The sequence below is a fragment of the Cyclobacterium amurskyense genome (assembly GCF_001050135.1).
Classification (GTDB): Bacteria; Bacteroidota; Bacteroidia; order Cytophagales; family Cyclobacteriaceae; genus Cyclobacterium; species Cyclobacterium amurskyense.
Genome location: NZ_CP012040.1, coordinates 754,055 through 774,119 on the forward strand (window position 1 = coordinate 754,055; position 20,065 = coordinate 774,119).

Annotated in this window: 19 protein-coding genes; 12 read left to right on the top strand and 7 right to left on the bottom strand. The window is 36.8% G+C overall.

Translation table 11 applies throughout. From position 1 onward, the window contains the following. Window positions 1-477: 477 nt before the first annotated feature. The 3 genes from gmd to CA2015_RS02975 are packed head-to-tail and all read right to left on the bottom strand — an operon-like array spanning window position 478 to window position 3,613. On the bottom strand, window positions 478-1,617 hold the full coding sequence (gene gmd, locus CA2015_RS02965) for a GDP-mannose 4,6-dehydratase (RefSeq protein WP_048640546.1): 1,140 nt from the start codon (window positions 1,615-1,617) through the stop codon (window positions 478-480). Window positions 1,618-1,659: 42 nt separating this feature from the next. Further along, window positions 1,660-2,613, bottom strand: coding sequence for a GDP-L-fucose synthase family protein (locus tag CA2015_RS02970; protein ID WP_048640547.1), 954 nt, complete (start codon window positions 2,611-2,613; stop codon window positions 1,660-1,662). A gap of 4 nt (window positions 2,614-2,617) precedes the next feature. Then, window positions 2,618-3,613 carry a mannose-1-phosphate guanylyltransferase gene (locus CA2015_RS02975; protein ID WP_048644322.1) on the bottom strand — a complete coding sequence of 332 codons (996 nt, stop codon included), beginning with the start codon at window positions 3,611-3,613 and terminating at the stop codon, window positions 2,618-2,620. A gap of 383 nt (window positions 3,614-3,996) precedes the next feature. Between CA2015_RS02975 and CA2015_RS02980 the strand changes: the two genes are divergently transcribed. After that, window positions 3,997-4,497, top strand: a complete 501-nt coding sequence (locus tag CA2015_RS02980; protein ID WP_048640548.1) for a UpxY family transcription antiterminator — start codon at window positions 3,997-3,999, stop codon at window positions 4,495-4,497. Window positions 4,498-4,623: 126 nt separating this feature from the next. Continuing rightward, entirely contained in the window at window positions 4,624-6,411 is a 1,788-nt protein-coding gene (locus tag CA2015_RS02985) for a glycoside hydrolase family 15 protein (protein ID WP_048640549.1), read from the top strand. Here CA2015_RS02985 and CA2015_RS25100 read toward each other — a convergent pair. After that, a complete protein-coding gene (locus tag CA2015_RS25100; RefSeq protein ID WP_240477924.1) occupies window positions 6,401-6,649 on the bottom strand; it encodes a hypothetical protein in 249 nt (82 codons plus the stop codon). The two genes, CA2015_RS02985 and CA2015_RS25100, sit on opposite strands and share 11 nt — an antisense overlap. Before the next feature lie 339 nt (window positions 6,650-6,988). Between CA2015_RS25100 and CA2015_RS02995 the strand changes: the two genes are divergently transcribed. Together CA2015_RS02995 and CA2015_RS03000 are read left to right on the top strand one after the other, a co-directional pair. Then, window positions 6,989-7,339 carry a single-stranded DNA-binding protein gene (locus CA2015_RS02995; protein WP_048640551.1) on the top strand — a complete coding sequence of 117 codons (351 nt, stop codon included), beginning with the start codon at window positions 6,989-6,991 and terminating at the stop codon, window positions 7,337-7,339. Between the two features lie 312 nt (window positions 7,340-7,651). Continuing rightward, a complete protein-coding gene (locus CA2015_RS03000) occupies window positions 7,652-7,948 on the top strand; it encodes a Dabb family protein (protein ID WP_048640552.1) in 297 nt (98 codons plus the stop codon). A gap of 439 nt (window positions 7,949-8,387) precedes the next feature. On the opposite strand, the gene hslV is transcribed toward CA2015_RS03000, so the two are convergent. Then, window positions 8,388-8,930 carry an ATP-dependent protease subunit HslV gene (gene hslV / locus CA2015_RS03005; RefSeq protein ID WP_048640553.1) on the bottom strand — a complete coding sequence of 181 codons (543 nt, stop codon included), beginning with the start codon at window positions 8,928-8,930 and terminating at the stop codon, window positions 8,388-8,390. 90 nt (window positions 8,931-9,020) lie between these two features. After that, window positions 9,021-10,670 carry a pyruvate dehydrogenase complex dihydrolipoamide acetyltransferase gene (locus tag CA2015_RS03010; protein ID WP_048640554.1) on the bottom strand — a complete coding sequence of 550 codons (1,650 nt, stop codon included), beginning with the start codon at window positions 10,668-10,670 and terminating at the stop codon, window positions 9,021-9,023. Window positions 10,671-10,792: 122 nt separating this feature from the next. Here CA2015_RS03010 and CA2015_RS03015 point away from each other — a divergent pair, with 122 nt between their 5' ends. The 8 genes from CA2015_RS03015 to CA2015_RS24405 all read left to right on the top strand — a co-directional run bounded on the left by CA2015_RS03015 (window position 10,793) and on the right by CA2015_RS24405 (window position 18,668). Further along, a complete protein-coding gene (locus CA2015_RS03015) occupies window positions 10,793-11,761 on the top strand; it encodes a YheT family hydrolase (RefSeq protein WP_048640555.1) in 969 nt (322 codons plus the stop codon). A gap of 18 nt (window positions 11,762-11,779) precedes the next feature. Beyond that, complete coding sequence (locus tag CA2015_RS03020; protein ID WP_048640556.1) at window positions 11,780-12,478, top strand: SOS response-associated peptidase; 699 nt, start codon at window positions 11,780-11,782, stop codon at window positions 12,476-12,478. Next, the gene (locus tag CA2015_RS03025; protein ID WP_048640557.1) at window positions 12,478-13,380 is read left to right on the top strand and encodes an MBL fold metallo-hydrolase; all 903 of its coding nucleotides are present in this window, start codon (window positions 12,478-12,480) and stop codon (window positions 13,378-13,380) included. Before CA2015_RS03020 ends, CA2015_RS03025 begins: the two co-directional genes overlap by 1 nt. An 84-nt stretch (window positions 13,381-13,464) precedes the next feature. Further along, complete coding sequence (locus CA2015_RS03030) at window positions 13,465-14,463, top strand: 3-oxoacyl-ACP synthase III family protein (RefSeq protein WP_048640558.1); 999 nt, start codon at window positions 13,465-13,467, stop codon at window positions 14,461-14,463. Window positions 14,464-14,498: 35 nt separating this feature from the next. Then, complete coding sequence (locus tag CA2015_RS03035) at window positions 14,499-15,065, top strand: hypothetical protein (RefSeq protein ID WP_157470270.1); 567 nt, start codon at window positions 14,499-14,501, stop codon at window positions 15,063-15,065. Window positions 15,066-15,215: 150 nt separating this feature from the next. Continuing rightward, window positions 15,216-16,799, top strand: coding sequence for a toxin-antitoxin system YwqK family antitoxin (locus CA2015_RS03040; protein WP_048640560.1), 1,584 nt, complete (start codon window positions 15,216-15,218; stop codon window positions 16,797-16,799). 45 nt (window positions 16,800-16,844) lie between these two features. Continuing rightward, window positions 16,845-17,015, top strand: a complete 171-nt coding sequence (locus tag CA2015_RS24750; protein ID WP_048640561.1) for a Lacal_2735 family protein — start codon at window positions 16,845-16,847, stop codon at window positions 17,013-17,015. Window positions 17,016-17,174: 159 nt separating this feature from the next. Continuing rightward, entirely contained in the window at window positions 17,175-18,668 is a 1,494-nt protein-coding gene (locus CA2015_RS24405; RefSeq protein ID WP_157470273.1) for a DUF6600 domain-containing protein, read from the top strand. A 208-nt stretch (window positions 18,669-18,876) separates the two neighbouring features. Here CA2015_RS24405 and CA2015_RS03055 read toward each other — a convergent pair whose 3' ends face one another. Next, window positions 18,877-19,800, bottom strand: a complete 924-nt coding sequence (locus CA2015_RS03055; RefSeq protein WP_048640562.1) for a sugar phosphate isomerase/epimerase family protein — start codon at window positions 19,798-19,800, stop codon at window positions 18,877-18,879. Window positions 19,801-20,065 lie beyond the last annotated feature (265 nt).

Consider the following 20,065-nt stretch of genomic DNA (forward strand, 5'->3'; position numbering starts at 1 on the left):
ACACTATATAAATTCAGGTATTTAATACCAAAAATCTACAGCTTCGCCACCTCAGTTACATTTAGTAATGAGCAATTAATGACACTGCCAGGTTAAGCGAATACTAAGGCAGATTTAAATTGTTCCACAAAAGTAAGCAATACCTATGGAATTAACATAACAAGGATTTTTTAAATCCATAGGTGTTATACTTGAATAACAACGGTCTCTTTAACCAGGAGTGTATTAGGAATGAATAATTATCATGGGTGAAATAGGAATACTATTTTGAAGTATGAAATCAAAAGATACTTATCAAAGAAGTCTAAAAGCAGCTCTTAATTTTGGTTTGTTTTAAAAAATAAGACGAACCATTTATGCTGGAAAAATATTTATCGGGGCAGAAATCAAAATACAGCTCAAAAAGGGTAAAAAATATGAGCAAAACAAATTAATGTTTTGCTCATATAAAATCAAAGTGCTATATACTTTTACAGCCTATTCAGCTTGGTTTAATACTTTATGACCGCCTTTCATTAAATGCACATCGCGCTTGAATAAACCAACATCAGAAAGCACCATGTCTTCTACCAACATTTTCAAGTCATACTTTGGCTTCCAGTTTAGTTTTGTCATCGCTTTATTAGGATCTCCAATAAGTAAATCTACCTCCGTAGGTCTGAAATACGCGGGATCAATTTTAACCAAAACATCCCCTTTTTTAACTTTAAAGTTGGAAGTTCCAAGAACATCAAAAGCTTTTTCCTTATCAATTGACTCTAGAATTCCTTTCTCTTCTAAGCCTTCACCTTCAAATTTCAAAGTGAATCCAACTTGATCAAAAGCCATTTTAATAAAATCTCTAACCTTAGTAGTAACTCCTGTAGCTATCACATAATCTTCCGGTTCTTCTTGCTGAAGAATCCTCCACATAGCATCTACATAGTCTTTAGCATGCCCCCAATCTCTCTTAGCATCTAGATTCCCCATGAATAAATCTTTCTGAAAACCTAAAGCTATTTTGGCAACTGCTCTTGTTATTTTTCTAGTCACGAAAGTCTCTCCTCTTAAAGGAGACTCATGATTGAAAAGAATACCATTACATGCATACATTCCATATGCTTCTCTATAATTCACAGTTATCCAATACCCATAAAGCTTTGCTACTGCATAAGGTGATCTTGGATAGAATGGTGTAGTTTCTGATTGAGGTACAGCCTGAACCAAACCATACAATTCCGAAGTAGATGCCTGATAGATTTTAGTTGTTTTTTCCATCCCTAAAAGTCGTACAGCTTCCAAAATCCTCAAAGTACCTATACCATCAGCATTTGCTGTATATTCTGGTGTCTCAAAGCTAACTTTAACATGGCTCATTGCTGCCAAGTTATAAATCTCGTCAGGTTTGGTTTCCTGTATAATCCTTGTCAAATTCATAGAATCAGTAAGGTCACCATGGTGAAGAAATAACCTTTTATTATCCTCATGAGGATCCTGATACAAGTGATCAATTCTATCTGTATTAAATAAGGAGGCTCTCCTTTTTATTCCGTGGACAATATACCCTTTAGATAATAGTAGTTCTGCAAGATAAGCACCATCCTGTCCGGTAATACCTGTTATTAAAGCCGTTTTCATAGACATCTAATTAATGAGCTGTTAAAAATATAAATTTTATCGTTATAATTTGACCTGTTTGTATTGGTCAATATTCTTTAAAAACCATTCATAGGTGTCCCGGACACCATCTTCAAGTCCAATTTTCGCCTCCCAGCCTGCGGCCGCCATTTTGCTCACATCCATAAGCTTACGAGGAGTACCATCAGGTTTTTCACTATCCCATTCTATCTCACCTGTATGCCCTGTGACTTTTTTAATCAACTCGGCCAATGATTTAATGGTCATGTCCTTCCCCGTTCCAACGTTGTATAGGTTATCTTTAAAGCTATTTTCAACAGCAAAAACAACAGCTTCCGCCATATCTGTAACATGTAAGAACTCTCTCATTGGAGACCCAGAACCCCAAAGGGTAACTGGAGTATTTCCATTTTCTTTAGCCTCATGAAATTTCCTGATCATTGCAGGCATCACATGAGATGTTTCAAGATCAAAATTATCATACGGACCATAAAGGTTCGTAGGCATAAGGCTGATAAAATCTTTCCCAAATTGCTTCCTTATAGCATCACAAGCTTTTACCCCTGTGATTTTAGCCAATGCATACCATTCATTGGTAGGTTCCAAAGATGAGGTAAGCAGACTTTCTTCCTTTAGGGGCTGAGGTGCCAATTTGGGATAAATACATGAACTTCCCAAGAAAACGAATTTCTCAACACCAAACTGATGGGAATAATTAATCAAATTATTCTGAATCAACATATTCTCCATAAGAAAGGTATAGGGATAATTGTTATTTGCCAAAATACCACCTACTCTAGCTGCTGCATCAATAACTATTTGCGGCTTTTCCTTTTCAAAAAAATGCTTTACTGACAATTGGTTTGTTAAATCCAAGTCTTTGCTACTATAACCTAATAGGTTTTTATAGCCTTTAGCTTCTAGAGACCTTTGAATCGCAGACCCCACCATACCCCGATGACCTGCAATATAAATTTTAGCATTTTTATCTACCATTTCCTTAATTTAGTAAACTTGGATTTTCTTTTTCTAATCGTTCATAGACCTTCTTAACATCTTGAGCATTCTTCCGGTTCAAAACAAGAATTGCATCATCGGTTTCTACCAAAACAACATCCTCCATACCTATGAACTCAACATGCTTCCCAGTTCCTAAAACCAAATTCTCACCTACCCTCTCATTACTACCAATAGGATAATATTCGAATAAAGCTTCAAAAGACCCCATATCTGACCATGAAAAATTTGAAGGTATAACTTTTATCTTGTCAGAACGCTCCATAACTGCATAATCTACACTAATTGAAGGTATTTCCATACTCAAATCGAGTGGAAGAAATCCTTCTTTAGCATTTTTCATAGCCGCTTTTGAAGTTTTCAGTACTTCAGGTTCATATTTCTGTAACTCTCTTAAATATGTGCCGGCTGCAAAACAAAACATACCACTATTCCACAGAAAATTACCCTGTGACAAATAAGCCTTAGCTTGCTCCAATGCTGGTTTCTCCCTAAACCCAAGCACATTATTTCCTTCATGCTCAATGTATCCAAAACCTGTTTCTGGTTTACTCGGGATTAAACCAAAGGTCACCAAATCCCCATTCTTTGCCAAAGCAACTGCTTGGCTTAGATCAGCATTGTATTTTTCTTGATCTCCAATTAAATGATCTGATGGAGTCACTAACATTATTGCATCTTCAGGAAGAGATAAAGCAGCAAAAGCTATTGCTGCCGCTGTATTTCTTGGTGCAGCCTCAACAAGCTCGATGTAATCGGTGGTAGCTGTTTTTTTTAAAATATCCCTAGAGAGCTGGTAATTGTCCACCCCTCCTACCACCATGACTTGATTACAAATTTCAGAATTTCTAATCACCGTTTTTTCAAAAAGTGACTGCCCTCCAAAAATTGGCAAATATTGCTTGGGTCTACTTTTCCGGGAGAGTGGCCATAAACGACTACCCACACCTCCTGATAATACCACATTAACGACTTTCATGTATTTGTATTTTTTGCTTTTATTGGCAGAACTAGGCCTATTACTCTGTCTGACCACAAAATAAATTCAATTAAAACTTAATTTAGGCTCATTAAACTTTTTTCAAAAATAGTTGGTCACAATAAAAATACCCAATATAACTGGTTGTTCTTTAATTTGTTAACCTGACAAAACAATATACTTTCAAAGTATGTCACAAAAGTAAATAAAAAAATCAACAGTATAAAGAATTATTTAAAATACATTTTTTAATATTTAAAAAACAATTAAAAGAATTTAAAAACTAAAACACCTCCTGTTTTTAAAATAATCAATATTTTTATAATTCGATAGTTGAAGTATGGCCAATAATTTCGGTACTTTCGGATTTTAACCCTCAAAGTATGACTGAAAAGCTTAATTGGTATGTTATGTATACCGCACCAAGAGCAGAAAAGAAAGTAGCTCTTAGACTCAAAGAAAAAGGAACTGAAGTTTACCTGCCCCTGATTGAAGAAATCCGGCAGTGGAGCGACAGGAAGAAAAAAATACAAAAACCTCTATTTAATGGCTATATTTTTGTACATACAAGCAAAGAAAGATTATGGGAGTCCTTACAGGTTTCCGGTGCTGTGAAGTTTATCAACTTTTCTGGAGAGCATTCATTCATTCATCAGGATGAGATTGACACTATACAACGAATCATTGAAACGGGCGTTTCAGTGGAGGTTGAAACAGACAACATAGAAAAGGGTGAAATGGTAAAAATACTAGGCGGACCTTTGCAAGGTTTTCAGGGAGAATGCATAAAAAAATCAAATCAGGATTATTTTATCATACGAATTCCAAGCATTAACCAAAGTATGCTCGTCAATGTTCCAAGAAAATTTTTGGAAATCATCTGACAATATATTACCACATCATTAAAAAAAACGCAATATTTTTAATAACTTAGCCTATCGAATAGGGATTTTGATTTCATATTGTTAAAAAATCGTTGATCCGATCAAATTAAAACATATCACATTTTTATGGAAAAGCACACCTATGGCACCGGACTTATTGGCAATTGCAGTTACATTGCCCATATTGAAAAAAACACAAATATAAGCTGGCTCTGTATGCCTAGGTTTGACAGTGATTTTTTATTTGGAAGTATGCTCGATAAGAAGCGAGGTGGGGAATTCACAATACTGCCTCCACACGAAAATTACACTTCAAGGCAGGAATACCAAGAAAATTCAAATGTCCTAGATACTTATATAGAAACCTCAGAAGGGGAAGCCTATAAAGTCACTGATTTTGCACCTAGATTTTTCAACTATGACAGGTACTATAAGCCCTCCATGTTAATAAGGAAAATAGAACCCCTTAAAGGTGAGCCTAAAATTAAAATTAATTGTTTCCCTGTATCTGATCATGGTAAATATAAATTAAAGGCAATCCCTGAAAGCAATCATATACAATTCTCAGGAAGAGATCAAGAAGTGAGGCTTACTACAAATTGCTCCATAACCTACATAATGGAGGATCAGGCTTTTCATCTTCAGAAAACAGTATATTTGGTTCTGACTTATGGAAGCCCATTAGAAGCACCAATAGAAAGTACTGTAGAAAAGTTTTTGAATTCCACACTCAAATATTGGAGAAACTGGGTCAAATCTACTAGCATACCTAATTTTCATCAGCGATTGGTCGTTCGTTCATCATTGGTATTGAAAATCCATCAATACGAAGACACTGGAGGAATCATTGCTTCCTCGACATCTAGTTTACCCGAATCTCCAGGGTCAACCAGGAACTGGGATTATAGGTACTGTTGGATGAGGGATGCGTATTACACATTGAATGTATTTAATCATCTTGGACATTTTGAAGAGCTGGAAAGATACTTTGAATATCTGCAGAACCTCCCTACCGATAATAGAGGGAGATACCAGCCATTGTATGCAATAACAGGCTCTGCAAAACTAATAGAAGTCATTTCTGACCTTGATGGTTATAGAGGTGAAAAGCCTGTCCGGTTTGGTAACGATGCCTATACGCACATACAAAATGACTTATACGGTCAAGTTTTGGTCAGTTTACTTCCACTTTATGCCGACAAAAGATTTGTGGAGTCAGAGAAAAGTCACTCCAAGCCTTTTATATACAATCTTCTCAACAAAATAGAGGAGACTATGGATGAAAAAGATGCTGGGCTATGGGAATTTAGAAATTTAAAGCAAGAACATTGTTACACTTTTCTATTTCATTGGGCTGGTTCATGCGCGGCCATCAAGATTGCTGAAAGAATGAGTGATACAGAAATGATGGAAAAAGCCCTAGACCTTAAAAATAAAGCAATTCAGAAAATCGAAGCCTGCTATATCCCGGAAAGAAAGGCTTATGCACAAGCCATAGGGACAAAAAACATGGATGCCAGCACATTACAACTAATCACTATGGGCTATTTCGGAAATGACATTGAAAGGGCCAATGACCACCTTAAAGCCTTGGAAGAGGATCTATTGGCCAAAAACTTTCTGTTTTACAGATACAAACATCAGGATGACTTTGGCGAGCCAGAAACAACTTTCTTAATTTGTGCCTTCTGGTATATCGAAGCATTGGCCTGTGTCAATCGCCTTGATGAAGCCATGGAAGGATTTGAGACACTAAGCAAATATTGTAACCATTTGAAACTCTTTTCGGAGGATGTTGACCAGCATACTGGTAGCCAATGGGGTAATTTCCCTCAGACTTACAGCCATGTAGGATTACTTAATGCAGCTTACAGAATTGACAAAAAACTAGACAAGCCAAATTTTATCCTCTGATAGAATTTGGCTTGTCTAATGGGTCATTCTTAAGTCTTACTACCAAAATCAGGTCCTGATCTAATTTCAAATAACCATAATCATAACAGTAAATATATACATTACCTTTTTTGTTGGTGTAGGAATGGGTTCCATATTTAAATAGAAAACCACTCTCCAAAAGTTTTTCTCTGGATATTTTAGCAGTGTCATTCTCTTCATTGAGAATTCCTGCTAAAATATTTCTATTTTTTTTCAACGCATTGTTAATTTTCCGAATCAGATTATTACTCCCCGACTTCATTTTATTGTTGAAGTGATTCCGACAATAATCATCACAAAACCGTTTATCTGACCTTCCACTTAATGAATTTCCACAGTCCTCGCAATATTGATTCCGCTTTGTCATCTTTTGTTAAAATGCTTAAACAAACTTAATATAAGCATAAAAAAGAATTTAAAAAACGTTTGTAGTCGTTTACAAACGTTTACAAACGGAAATAAACGAATACAGTCGGACTAAATTATAGCCTTGTTCTCAACTTTGTATTGTTCCAAATCGGAATTAATTTAATCAATAACGCTAAACATTAAAGTCATGAACAGTATTAAAAACAACGTACAATTAATTGGTAGACTAGGAGCCAAAGCTGATTACAAAACAGTAAAAGGAGATACACCAATGGTAAGATTAAACCTTGCGACCAACGAGGTATATAAAAACAATAAAGGTGAAAAAGTTGAGGACACTTATTGGCACAACCTTGTTGCTTTTGGGAAAACTGCTGAAGTCATTCACAAATACACCGATAAGGGTTCTGAAATTTGCATCCAAGGAAAACTGGTAAATCGATCCTATGAGGACAAAGATGGGCAAAAAAGATACATCACGGAAGTACAGATTAGCGATGTGTTGCTTATGGGGGACAAATCCCAGTCCAACTCTTAAAACCAAAATTTCTTTAGAGAAAAGATGGAAACACAAAAGGCCGACAACAATTATAAAACCGTTGCCGGCCTTTTTCCCTAACAATTAAACACCTAGAACATGAAATGACTAGACTCACGACTGTCTAATTATTTGAGCATTCCTTTTTTATATTTCATAATGCCTCCGTTTTTATCATTTTTAAACTTATATTTTTACCTTTATTTATAATTGATAGAAGTTTTAATCACCTGTTTGATAATACCAAGAAAAATCATCAACCTTTCAGTCAAAGACTTGATCTTTGATAATCCTAAATAAACAAATAACATTATGATTGTACACCAAGTATATTTTTGGCTCCACGAGCCTGAGAAAAATTTAGATGCTGTAATCGATGGTTGTAAAAAGATAGCCAATACCAAAAGCGTAAAAAGCCATGCTATAGGCAAGCCTGCAGCCACAGAAAAGCGCGAGGTAATTGATGACAGTTATCATATCGCCTTAGTAGTTAATTTCGAAACTATCGAAGACCACGACCAATACCAGGTCGACCCAATACACCTACAATTTATCGAAGACCATAAAGACAAATGGTCCAGTGTTAAAATCTATGATTTCGAAGTATAATTATACCAAAATTTGCGATTAACAATAAACCACGCAACTTTTACACCATCATTATCAGGTCAATATTTTAACAAAATAAATTAATAAAGTAAGCTTTGAGCTAGATTAAAAGGTCGAAAATAAAAGCTATTGCTAGGTACATAAGTATTTTCAAAACTACCATTACAACCCTTTAACTACACTGATATTAATATATAAATTAAGATATTGACCTGACACTGATTATTGACCACCAAATAGCCAGTTAATCTTATAAGCCCATCACTTGTCGATGGAACAAAAAACGAGGCCGATATAAATTTACCGATCGTTTACAGTTAAAATCACACCTCTGACAGAATGAAACTTAAGCCTTGGTTCTACTAAGCCTTCTTTTCAATGCTTTTGAATTAGAAGCAAGAGGGTGGCCTTCCTGAATTCAAAAAAGTCGCCCCTACATTTATTTATTTACTTTTTCAATAATCACATTGTGATTGGTATAAATACAAATGTCAGCAGCTATTGTTAGGCTTTCTTTCACCATTTCCTCTGCTGTAAGATTTGCTGCAAACTTCTTTAAAGCCCTAGCGGCAGACTGTGCATACATGCTTCCAGAACCAATTGTTGCTATTCCCATATCAGGCTCGATTACATCCCCTGTACCAGAAATAATTAGTATATCTTCAGCATCAGCTACTATCATCATGGCCTCCAATTTACTCAACATTCTATCAGTTCGCCATTCTTTAGCCAACTCCACTGCAGCACGTTTCATATTATTACTGTAGGCACCCAACTTTTCCTCAAACTTCTCCAAAAGAGTAAAAGCATCCGCAGTAGACCCTGCAAATCCAGTTACAATCTTACCTCCCTGTAATTTTCTTATTTTATTTACACTGCTTTTTGCAATTGTATTGCCCATTGTAGCCTGACCGTCCGCTCCAATAGCAACTTGGCCTTCATGCTTTATTGCGACCACTGTGGTCGATTTTATTTTTTCCATCGTCGTTTTTAAAAGTATTTGGCAATAACCGTACTAAAAACAAAAAGTCCTATTTCTAGGACTTTTTGACATATTTACAAATCAGAATTGTCAGATTAACAACCTAACTGGGTCTTCAAGTAAACTTTTTAGCGTTTTAAGATAGGCAGAACCTACGACACCATCTACAACTCTATGATCACAAGAAAGGGTAACTTTCATCACATTACCTATCTTGATTTCTCCATCCTTCACAATTGGGGTTTGTTTGATTCCTCCTATAGCTAAAATACAAGCATCAGGTGGATTGATTATGGCAGTAAACTCCTCAATCCCAAACATACCAAGATTGGAAACGGTAAAGGTATTGCCTTCCCAGTCCTTTGGTTGTAATTCTTTGTTTTTGGCTTTCCCTGCCAATGATTTGGCTTCTTTAGATATCTCCGAAAGAGATTTGCTATCTGTGAAACGTATAACAGGTACCAATAAACCATCATCTATAGCAACCGCCATACCGATGTGAACATGGTCATTGAATCTGATTTTATCCCCCATCCAAGCAGAATTAACTGCAGGGTGTTGTTTTAGTGATACAGCCGCCGCTTTGATAACCATATCGTTGAATGAAATTTTGACGGGAGCTATCTCATTCATGCTTTTCCTGGCCTCCATGGCCTTGTCCATGTTAATTTCCATGGTCAAGTAAAAATGGGGAGCTGTAAATTTGCTTTCTGCAAGACGCTTGGCAATTACTTTTCTCATTTGAGAAACTTTCACATCCGTGTAGGACTCTTGTCCAATAGCTGCTCCACTACTTGCTTCATTGCCCGAAGCACTTGCGGTAGCTGCCACTTTTGAAGGATCAAAATTCTCAATGTCTTTTTTAATAATTCTTCCACTATCGCCTGATCCCTGAACCAAAGAAATATCTATTCCTTTTTCGCTAGCTATCTTTTTAGCAAGTGGGGAAGCCTTAATACGGCCAGTTTCCGTGGAGCTTGCGGTAGTATTGGTCGGTGCACTCTCCTTTTTGACTTCTTCAGTTTTGGTTTCAGACTTATCGTCTTTAGGTGCTTCCGATCCTCCAGAAGCTTCACTAGAAGAAGTTTTCTGTTGGTGGGCTTTAAGTAGGGTTTCAAAATCTGCCCCTTTATCACCTATAATAGCTATTACGCCATTTACTTCTACAGCATCGCCTTCATTCACTCCTATATAAAGTAAGGTCCCATCATCATAGGATTCCAACTCCATAGTAGCTTTATCTGTCTCAACCTCAGCAAGGACATCACCAGATTTAACCTCATCTCCTACTTTCTTTAACCAGCTAGCGATGGTACCTTCCTGCATGGTATCACTCATTTTAGGCATAGTGATTACCGTAGCTGCAATTCCCGAAACATCAATATCAACAGTAGTCTCTTTAGCTTTTTCTGAGGATTCACCTTTGGATTTATCCTCCTCAGGAGCACTTTCGGTGTCATCACCTGAATCGATACCTTTCAAAATATCGTCTATATTTTCGCCTTCTTCACCCAATATAGCAATGATTCCATTGACAGGCACAGCATCTTTTTCCTTAACTCCAATATGGAGCAAAGTACCCTCATCATAAGACTCTAGTTCCATGGTAGCTTTATCAGTCTCCACTTCTGCCAGAATATCTCCGGGTTTTACTTTATCACCTACCTTTTTCAACCATTGTGCGATTACCCCTTCTTCCATGGTATCGCTCATTTTGGGCATTCGTATTATCTCGGCCATAAGTTAAATTATTCGAATTCATATTTTCAGCAATCCAAAAATAGTTCTTAAAATATGTTTATTCAAATTTAATAATAGTATTTTCACGTAAGATAGATTTGTGAATTGAGCAAAACCATAGAATGCCAGTAGTTAAAATATCGAATTATTACCGTAATCAGCTTCTTTTCAATGGTCACCTACAAACCATTTACCCAGCCATCTTTCGAAAAAAAGTTGATTTACCATTTGAAAGGGAAAGAATTAAAACCCCTGATGGCGATTTTTTAGACCTAGACTGGCTTAAAGGGGGTAGTAACAGTTTGGTCATTATTAGCCACGGACTGGAAGGCAACAGTCAAAGGCCTTATATGACAGGAATGGCCAAAGTGTTTTTTGATGCAGGGTATGATGTTTTAAATTGGAACTTCAGAGGTTGTAGTGAATCGATGAATACAAAACCTATTTTTTATCATTCAGGAGCCTCTTATGATTTAGATCATGTAGTCTCACATGCCTCAACAAGATATTCAGACATTCATCTAGTGGGGTTTAGTTTAGGTGCAAACATTACACTGAAATACCTAGGCGAAACATTTTGGGAAAGTAAAAAGAACATAAAAAAAGCTATAGCTATTTCTGTCCCTTTGGACTTAGGAGGCTCATGTGATAAAATAGACCAATTAAAAAACAAATTGTATGCATTCAATTTCCTTCATTCCTTAAAGCAAAAAATAAAGAAAAAGGCCAAAGTTTTCCCTGAGAAATTTTCTACCAAACAGCTTTCGAAAATAAACACTATTCGGGCTTTTGACAATGAATTCACGGCTCCTTTACATGGTTTCGGTGATGCTGATGACTATTATAGTAAATGTTCCTCACTTCATTATTTACCCAAAATAAGCCACCCTACTTTGGTTTTAAACGCACGAAATGATCCTTTTTTGAGTAATTCATGTTTCCCTATTGTAAAAGAAGAATATTCGGAAAATTTATTTTTTGAATACCCAAAACATGGTGGTCATGTAGGTTTTAGCCCAAGATCAGGGCAAGAAAGATTCTGGTCCGAAACCAGGGCTCTGGAATTTATCCAAAGTCAAAATATTAATTAAGATTTTGAAATAATAATTATGTGTGGAAGATATTCGCTCGCAAAATCAAAAATCGAACTTGAAGATAGATTTCAGGCTGAAATGCTTGAAGATTTCAAGCCGAGGTATAACATTGCACCTTCGCAATTAGTCCCTGTAATCACCTCAGACAGCCCTAAAGGCTTTTCTCATTTTTATTGGGGAATCACCCCTGCATTTGCCAAAAACAAACCGGTAGCCAATAAGCTTATAAACGCCAGGGCTGAAACGATTACCGAAAAAGTATCCTTTAAAAATGCCTTTAAAAAGCATCGATGCCTGGTACCTGCAGACGGTTTCTATGAATGGAAAAAAGTGGGTAAAAAAACCAAAGTCCCCTACAGGTTTGTTTTTCTCAACGAGTCGCTCTTTTCATTTGCTGGAATTTGGGAGGAATTTGAAACTGAAAAAGGCGAAATCGCACATACTTTCACTGTGCTGACTACCCGACCTAACCTCCTTACCTCTGAAATTCATGATAGAATGCCAGTTATTTTAAAAAAGGAAAATGAAGAAAAATGGCTCAATCTTGACAGTAGTGAAAAGGATCTTTTGGCCATGCTCAGTCCATATCCTGACGAAGAAATGACTAAATACACCGTCTCTCCTATGGTTAATCAGGTGGTAAATGACAGTCCATTTGTCATAAGAAAAACTTTACCTATGGATCAATTTGGCAACTATACTCTTTTTGGCTAATGCATTCTATAAAAGTTATTGATCTGAAATTTCAACAGGCGGAAAAAACAATTGCTAGTTTTCTAATCCAAGGAAAAGAAAAGCCAGTGTTGGTAGAAACCGGGCCGCATAGTACCTGGAAAGAATTAAAAAGCTATCTAAATCTACAGGGGTTTAAGCCTGGTGATTTAGGGGCTGTACTCCTTACCCATATCCACTTTGATCATGCTGGATCTGCTTGGGAATTCGCTAATGAAGGTGTGAAAGTTTTCCTCCACCCTAAAGGTTTGCCCCATTTAGCCAATCCTGAAAGGCTTTGGAAATCTGCGGCTAAAATTTATGGAGATGAGCAAATGGACAAACTTTGGGGACCAATGGAGACCATTGATGAAAACTTGCTTGTAGCAGTGAATGATAACGAAAAAGTAGTTATTGGGGATTTGACCTTTACTGCCGTTCATAGCCCAGGCCATGCAACACATCATATTGCTTGGATGTTGGAAGATATCATCTTTACAGGTGATGTGGGAGGTGTAAAGATCACTGATGGACCTGTGGTCCCCCCTTGCCCTCCCCCGGACATTAATATTGAGGCCTGGAAATCATCAATAAAAAAAATATTAGACTACCACCCAAAAGAATTGTACTTAACTCATTTCGGTAAAATCAGCAAGCCAAAGGAGCACCTTTGTGAACTTGAAGTAATAATTGATGACTGGGCAATGTGGATGAAAAAACAATTTGAGGAGGGGCTTTCAGCTGCTGAAATCACACCTCAATTCATGGAGTACACCAAGCAACAAATGATTGACCAAGGCGTGGACAAAAACCTGCAAAAACTATATGAGTACGCTAATCCAAGCTGGATGTCTGTAAGTGGTTTATTGAGATATTGGAAATTAAAGCAGGAGAATCGACTTTAATTTTTTGGGTCTGCATTCATAAACCAAAATTGATTTTTCAATTAAAATTAACATATTTGCTTTCCAACTAATCTTAATTGCAAAATGCTGAAGTCGATTATAACAGGTGCAGGACATTACCTACCAGAAAGAGTTGTAACCAACGATGACCTTTCTGAGATGATGAATACCAATGACAAATGGATTGTAGAAAGGACAGGCATCCATGAAAGAAGGTGGTTTACACCTGGAGTTGATACAGTCACCAGTATGGCTAAAAACGCATCTATTATGGCAATTAAAAATGCTAGAATAGAAAATACAGCAATTGATTTTATCATTTTCGCTACAATAACTCCGGATTATTTCATTCCTGGAAATGGCGTATTGCTCCAAAGAGAACTTGGCTTGCAAGGCATTGGCGCTTTGGACGTAAGAAATGCTTGCTCAGGATTTTTGTATGCCCTATCTGTTGCCGACCAATTCATTAAAACAGGTATGTACAAAAACATATTGGTCGTAGGTGCTGAAATCCAGTCCTCCGCCTTAAATAAAAATGATGAGGGCCGGTCAAGTGCTGTGATTTTCGCAGACGGGGCAGGTGCTGTGGTTTGTAGCGCTACAGAAGAAGAGGGCCGAGGAATACTTTCTACTCATTTACATGCAGATGGCGATTTTGCTGAAGAACTTTACGTAAAGGACCCAGGTAGCAGTAGAGAAGTAAGGGTTTCTCAAGAATTAATAGATAGCGGTTCATTTAATCTTTCCATGAACGGAAACACCGTCTTTAAACATGCGGTATTAAGGTTCAAAGAGGTAATTGAAGAGGCCTTAGCTGCTAATAATTTAGAAAGCAAGGATATTGATTTACTAATACCCCACCAAGCAAACCTCAGAATAAGCCAATACATCCAAAATAAAATGGACCTTAGAGACGATCAGGTCTTTAACAACATCATGCATTACGGCAATACTACCGCGGCAACAATTCCTATTGCTATAAGCGAATCTATTCAACAAAATAAAATCAAATCAGGAGACCTTGTGTGCCTTGCTGCATTTGGAAGTGGATTCTCTTGGGCTTCAGCCATTATAAGGTGGTAGCTTACCATAAAAATAATCCCCCTTTTGACCAATTATTGCCCCTTACACTAGACAAGGCATTATTTGAAAAAATAAGCCTGGCCAAAAAGACGTTTATCTCTATTCTTTCTTTGGTAGGAAATACTATTCCGCTGGAAAAATTAGTACGTATACATATTAATCAAAAGGGAATAAAGATCAGTCAGGGAAACGAACTACAGGGTTGCCCTTATCAAGTATTAGATATTGTTCGCGATTTTGATGTGAATCATGGTTTGAATCTAAGGGTTCTGCATTGGTGGGGACGTGGCGCCTTCTTATTCATTTATTTTGGTTCTCAACACCCTAAACTTCAAGCTACCGAAAACCTATACAGCTGGATAAAAGAGAATTCTTTCAACCTGTGCAAAGGAAACCTATGGGATTACAAAAGGATTATTGATGAAAAGAAAATTATTCTCAGTGAAAACATTGAACGGGACCAATTAATTGAGCACCTTAAAAGTGAGACTCCATTTCAGATAATAAAACCAATCCCAATAGTAGACAGGCCAACATTTGAACATAATTTAGTAAAAGAAATCACGGAAGCATTGACATGGATGGATGCCAAGCATATTTAATTTTAGTTCTGAAATAGCTTGGTAAACAGAGTAAAAAAGAAAAACTATTAAACTTTTCCCTAACTAAATATAATTTTTTAACTATATAATGTAAATTGGAACCAAGATTGTGTGCATTCCGTATGACTTTATAAAATTGATAAAACACTCATGAAATATACATTTGCCTGGCTTTTGATGATTTTTTATGTGTCTTCCTCATTTGGACAAGGCCAAGTGGTGAACCTTTACAATAAAGACTCAACCCTTATGGGTAATGGAGTAATGCTCAATAACAAAATGGACGGTCTTTGGAAGTTCATTAATCCTAAAACCAATAGTTTAATTCAGCAAGGCAATTTCAAAAATGGATTGAAAGATGGTCAGTGGATCATTTATTTTTCAAACAAACAAAAGCACATTGTAGCTGATTATAAAGACAATAAAAGGAACGGTTCATTTTTAGAATATGATTTAGGAGGGGCGCTAATAAAAAATGCCGTTTATCAAGACAGCGTTTTGGTTGGACCTTATAAAGAGTATTATGGTAATCAGAGTAAATCAGGATTAGCCAATCCAAAACAGGTTAAAACAGAAGGCGACTATTTGAATGGTAAAAAATCAGGCAAATGGATTTTCTATTTTGAAAATGGAGAGAAGGCTGTTGAAATAAACTATAAAGAAGGAATTAAAGACGGCCCTTACAAAGAGTATGACCCGTTTGGAGAGTTGATTGTAGAAGCCAACTATGTCGACAACCAACCCGATGGGCCATTTAAAAGATTTTCACAAACGGGACGAATTCAAGAATCCGGAGAATACAATGCAGGAAGAAGAGTAGGTAAATGGACAAGTTATTTCCCTGACTCCAATATTTTGGAATCAGAAAAATTCTATGATAAATCAGGTCACAAAACTGGAACTTGGAATTATTATTACGAAAACAAAAGAGTAGCAAGGGTAGAACGCTATGAAAATGATATCCCTGTAGGTAAGTGGGAAGAATATTTCCCAGACAAGTCAGTATCCAAACAAGTAACCTATGATTTGGGTGTTCCGGTGGGTGAATATATAGAAAACCACAACAATGGAAAACCATCAGTAAGGGGTCAGTATGAAAATGGTTTTCGATCAGGAATTTGGAAAAGCTATTATCCAGAGGGTAAAATCTATTCAATTGGAGAATACAAAAACGACTTGAAATCAGGGCTTTGGAAATATTTCAATAAAATCGGAATACTAGTGGCTGAAGGCAAATACCAATTAGGTGCAGAACAAGGACAGTGGTTTTATTATTATGATGGCGGTCAGTTAAAATCAGTAGGAAGCTATTTACTGGGTCAGGAAGATGGTATGTGGGGACTTTTTTACGACAACAAACAACTTACGCAAGAGGAAACATGGGATTTTGGTAGGCTTTTAAATGTAAGTACCTACAACAATTATGATGGATCCAAAACTTTAAACCATGGCACCTTAAAGGATGGAAATGGCACAAGAATCACCTATTATGTAAATGGGGTAAAAGAATCTGAAGGCAATTACAAATCTGGTAAACCTGAAGGCGTGTGGAAATATTACCATGATAATGGTAGACTTGCCTCTGAAGGAAAAATGGAAGATGGTAAAAAAGAAGGGTCTTGGAAATACTATACTCGATCAGGAAATTTGGAAGACATCTTGAAATTTGAAAATGATGAGTTACTTGCAGACGACGTTCCTGAGGAAAGTGATTTATTTCAAGATTTCAATTAAAATCAAAACAAATCTGCATTTAATAGGTTAAATAAATAAAAAAATATGTTTGGCCTATTTAGAAAGAAAACCCAGCTCGAAAAACTTCAACAGTTATACAAGGACTGCTTGGAAAAAGCACATAAAGCATCTCATCATAATAGGCAGCTTTCTGATAATTTAATGGCAGAGGCTGAAGTCATTGCAAAAAAAATAGATGCATTGAAAAAGGGCTAATCTACAATTATTGAAATTATTATTCGTAAAAGGAAAAATTATTATTTTTCCTTTTTACAATCGTTTCTTCAAGCAAACAAACCAGTTCTATTCTGAGGGAATATAAAAACTTGGAACACTTATTGCCGTTAGTATTAATATCACCAATATTAATGTGCCATGAAAACCTTAAAAAGTAATCGGTCGACATTCCCAGTTTCTATGAAAGTTTTAACCATAGGAATCTTATTGTTTTTTGTAGGCAGTATTCAAAATACAAATGCTTTACCAGTTTCAGTTTCATTTCAGGTATTTTATGATGAACTAAGCCCTTACGGAGATTGGATAGAAGATCCAAATTATGGTTTTATATGGGTTCCTTACGTAGACCAATCTTTTCAACCTTATCGTACAAATGGGCATTGGGTAATGTCAACCTATGGCAACACCTGGGTTTCTCAATATGATTGGGGCTGGGCTCCTTTCCATTATGGAAGATGGTTTTTCAGTGACTTCTACGGTTGGGCTTGGATCCCAGGGTATGAATGGGGACCAGCTTGGGTAAACTGGAGATCAGGTAGAGGCTATTATGGATGGTTACCTCTTGGTCCTCAAGTTTATTACTATAGCTCAGCTCGATATAATATCTATTCCCATTGGGTTTTTGTACCTAGACGCAGGTTATTAAGCAGAAGGATTCACAGGTATTATATGCATGGTAGAAATGTAAATGTTATTTACAATCAAACTACCATTATCAACAATACCTATATCCACAATAATAACAGGTACATTGCCGGACCAAGCCGTTCTGAATTGCAACAAGTAACTAGGCGTAATGTCCCGGTTTTTGAAGTTCGACAAGGAAGAAGACCAGGAAGAACTTCAGTGGGAAATAATACTATCAGTGTGTATAGACCACAGGTCTCAGCGAGATCCTCATCAAGAAATGCAGTAAGTTCTAGACCGAAAAAGTATGTAAGTGCAAAGGAATACGGTAATACCCGGTCTACTTTGAATAGTCGTACAAATGTTAGGTCTACTAATAGAGCGACCACAAGGAACTCTAACGTGAGGTCTGAGGCTCTTAGGGAAAGTAAAACACCCACATCTAGACCTGCTGCAAGAAGCGCTGTGAAACCTACTACTGAAAGAAGTAATACCCAATCAAGGAGAGTAGCTCCTTCTGTTAACCCCAGTAATTCCAGGTCAAATAACAACATTGGAAATACAAATAGCAGAAGTAGAAATAGCAGTACTCCTCCGAGTAGTGGCGTTATTAGGAGAAGTACCACTTCACCTAACAATGGCAACACACGCAGAGTTACACCAGACAATCAACAAAACAGGAGATCTACGGTATCCCCTTCCCCTAGAAGTAATACCGTAACTCCTAAACAAAGTGTGACAAAACAACGGTCATCTACTCAAAGACAGGTAATTAAATCTTCACCTGTTCAAAGTAGACCAACTCCAAAAAAGGTCGCTCCTTCAACTAGAAAAAGTAACAGTGTTCAAAGAACGCCGCCTCAAAGAACCAATTCAAGGGTTAAATCTAATAGCAGTAGTAGCTCTCAAACAAGAAGCACCTCTAAAAGCTCTCAACGATCTACCAGAAGTACTTCACCTTCAACAAGGTCAACTAGATCGACTAGATCGACTAGAGGCAATTAAATAAAATCTGGTATTGAGAGAAAAAGAATACCAAGATATATGACCCTTGAATTAAGGCCGGTTTTGATGAAGTTGAATTATGTTAAACAATGGATTTTAAAAGATTTCATCACACTTAAGGTAAGCAAATACACGTTTCAAATTATATTAAAAAAAGACATTACTTATTAAATAAGTGATGTCTTTTTTTATATAACCGAAAACCTGTTTAGTTGGCAGCCTTTACTATAGCCTTCATTTTTGCTAAACCTGTCTTTGCTACATGAAGTGGATCTTCCTTCCAGTATTCTGGGTTAAAAAGCTCTAATGAAAGCACCTTATCTCCTCCCATATTCTTTAAATCTCTAACCACCTGAACCAAGGGGCCTACACCATCTCCTGGATACACCCGATCCTTGTCTGACTGTTCTTCTCTTTGGATATTCCCTTGAAAATCATTCATGTGAAAAATCTCTATTGCATTCCCATTGATTAATTTCAATCCATCAAACCCAGATCCGCCTCTATAGAGATGGAAAATGTCTGGCAATAAGCGAGCATCAGGATCATTGGCTACCGCTGCTACCATCAATATCTGCCCTAAGTGGTAAAATGGTTTGAAAGCACCCCAGAATTCCAATTGAGGCATCACGCCTGTCTTTCTTCCTAAATCCAATAAATCTTTAAACTTTTCGCCGGCCAAGACTAAATCCACAGGTGCTTCTGCTCCAACTCCTGGTGCTGCAACTCTCTTACAACCTATGGCAGCCAGCAAATTCATTTCTTCTTCCATTTGAAGAAACCCTTGTCTGCTCTTATCCTTATCCGCCACCATCCATGGAGCAAAACCAATTGCATTTTCTACCTTTAAACCACTATTTTCAATCATGGTTTTCAATGTAGAGGTACTATTTCCGTCAGCAAGAAACTTCTTTAAATCCTGAATCCATATTTCAATACCATCATAACCGGCCTCAGCAGCTATCTCTATATATTTGGCCAATCCAGGATCCTGGCCTCTAATGGTACTGGTATTTAAACAATAAGTGAATTTCCCTTTCTTTTTTGGCATTGAAAAGGCTGAAACAGGTTGAACCGCAGCAATAGAACCTAGGCCTATTGTTTTTAGTACATTTCTTCTTTTAATTTCCATTGTTTTCTTTCTTAATTAATGGGGCTATTAGAGGTATATTCTTGACAAGTGTTGCCAATTAGTAAAGCTTCCTAAAACTACAAAAATATATTTCAATTTTTCAGGATCCCCCTCTAGAAGAAAAAAAATACTACACTATAAAACCAAAGGCTTGGTGTATCTATTGTTTTCCTTTTAACCAAATCATTTTACTGTTCCCCTATAGCTAGGGAATTCCCATCAGTAACTGGGGCATAAGTATACTACTATAGCTTTTCTATCAAAT

Coding starts and splice junctions, on each gene's coding strand:
- gmd (WP_048640546.1), bottom strand. CDS start 1,617: ATGAAAACGGCTTTAATAACAGGTATTACCGGACAGGATGGTGCTTAT.
- CA2015_RS02970 (WP_048640547.1), bottom strand. CDS start 2,613: ATGGTAGATAAAAATGCTAAAATTTATATTGCAGGTCATCGGGGTATG.
- CA2015_RS02975 (WP_048644322.1), bottom strand. CDS start 3,613: ATGAAAGTCGTTAATGTGGTATTATCAGGAGGTGTGGGTAGTCGTTTA.
- CA2015_RS02980 (WP_048640548.1), top strand. CDS start 3,997: ATGACTGAAAAGCTTAATTGGTATGTTATGTATACCGCACCAAGAGCA.
- CA2015_RS02985 (WP_048640549.1), top strand. CDS start 4,624: ATGGAAAAGCACACCTATGGCACCGGACTTATTGGCAATTGCAGTTAC.
- CA2015_RS02995 (WP_048640551.1), top strand. CDS start 6,989: ATGAACAGTATTAAAAACAACGTACAATTAATTGGTAGACTAGGAGCC.
- CA2015_RS03000 (WP_048640552.1), top strand. CDS start 7,652: ATGATTGTACACCAAGTATATTTTTGGCTCCACGAGCCTGAGAAAAAT.
- hslV (WP_048640553.1), bottom strand. CDS start 8,930: ATGGAAAAAATAAAATCGACCACAGTGGTCGCAATAAAGCATGAAGGC.
- CA2015_RS03010 (WP_048640554.1), bottom strand. CDS start 10,670: ATGGCCGAGATAATACGAATGCCCAAAATGAGCGATACCATGGAAGAA.
- CA2015_RS03015 (WP_048640555.1), top strand. CDS start 10,793: ATGCCAGTAGTTAAAATATCGAATTATTACCGTAATCAGCTTCTTTTC.
- CA2015_RS03020 (WP_048640556.1), top strand. CDS start 11,780: ATGTGTGGAAGATATTCGCTCGCAAAATCAAAAATCGAACTTGAAGAT.
- CA2015_RS03025 (WP_048640557.1), top strand. CDS start 12,478: ATGCATTCTATAAAAGTTATTGATCTGAAATTTCAACAGGCGGAAAAA.
- CA2015_RS03030 (WP_048640558.1), top strand. CDS start 13,465: ATGCTGAAGTCGATTATAACAGGTGCAGGACATTACCTACCAGAAAGA.
- CA2015_RS03040 (WP_048640560.1), top strand. CDS start 15,216: ATGAAATATACATTTGCCTGGCTTTTGATGATTTTTTATGTGTCTTCC.
- CA2015_RS24750 (WP_048640561.1), top strand. CDS start 16,845: ATGTTTGGCCTATTTAGAAAGAAAACCCAGCTCGAAAAACTTCAACAG.
- CA2015_RS24405 (WP_157470273.1), top strand. CDS start 17,175: ATGAAAACCTTAAAAAGTAATCGGTCGACATTCCCAGTTTCTATGAAA.
- CA2015_RS03055 (WP_048640562.1), bottom strand. CDS start 19,800: ATGGAAATTAAAAGAAGAAATGTACTAAAAACAATAGGCCTAGGTTCT.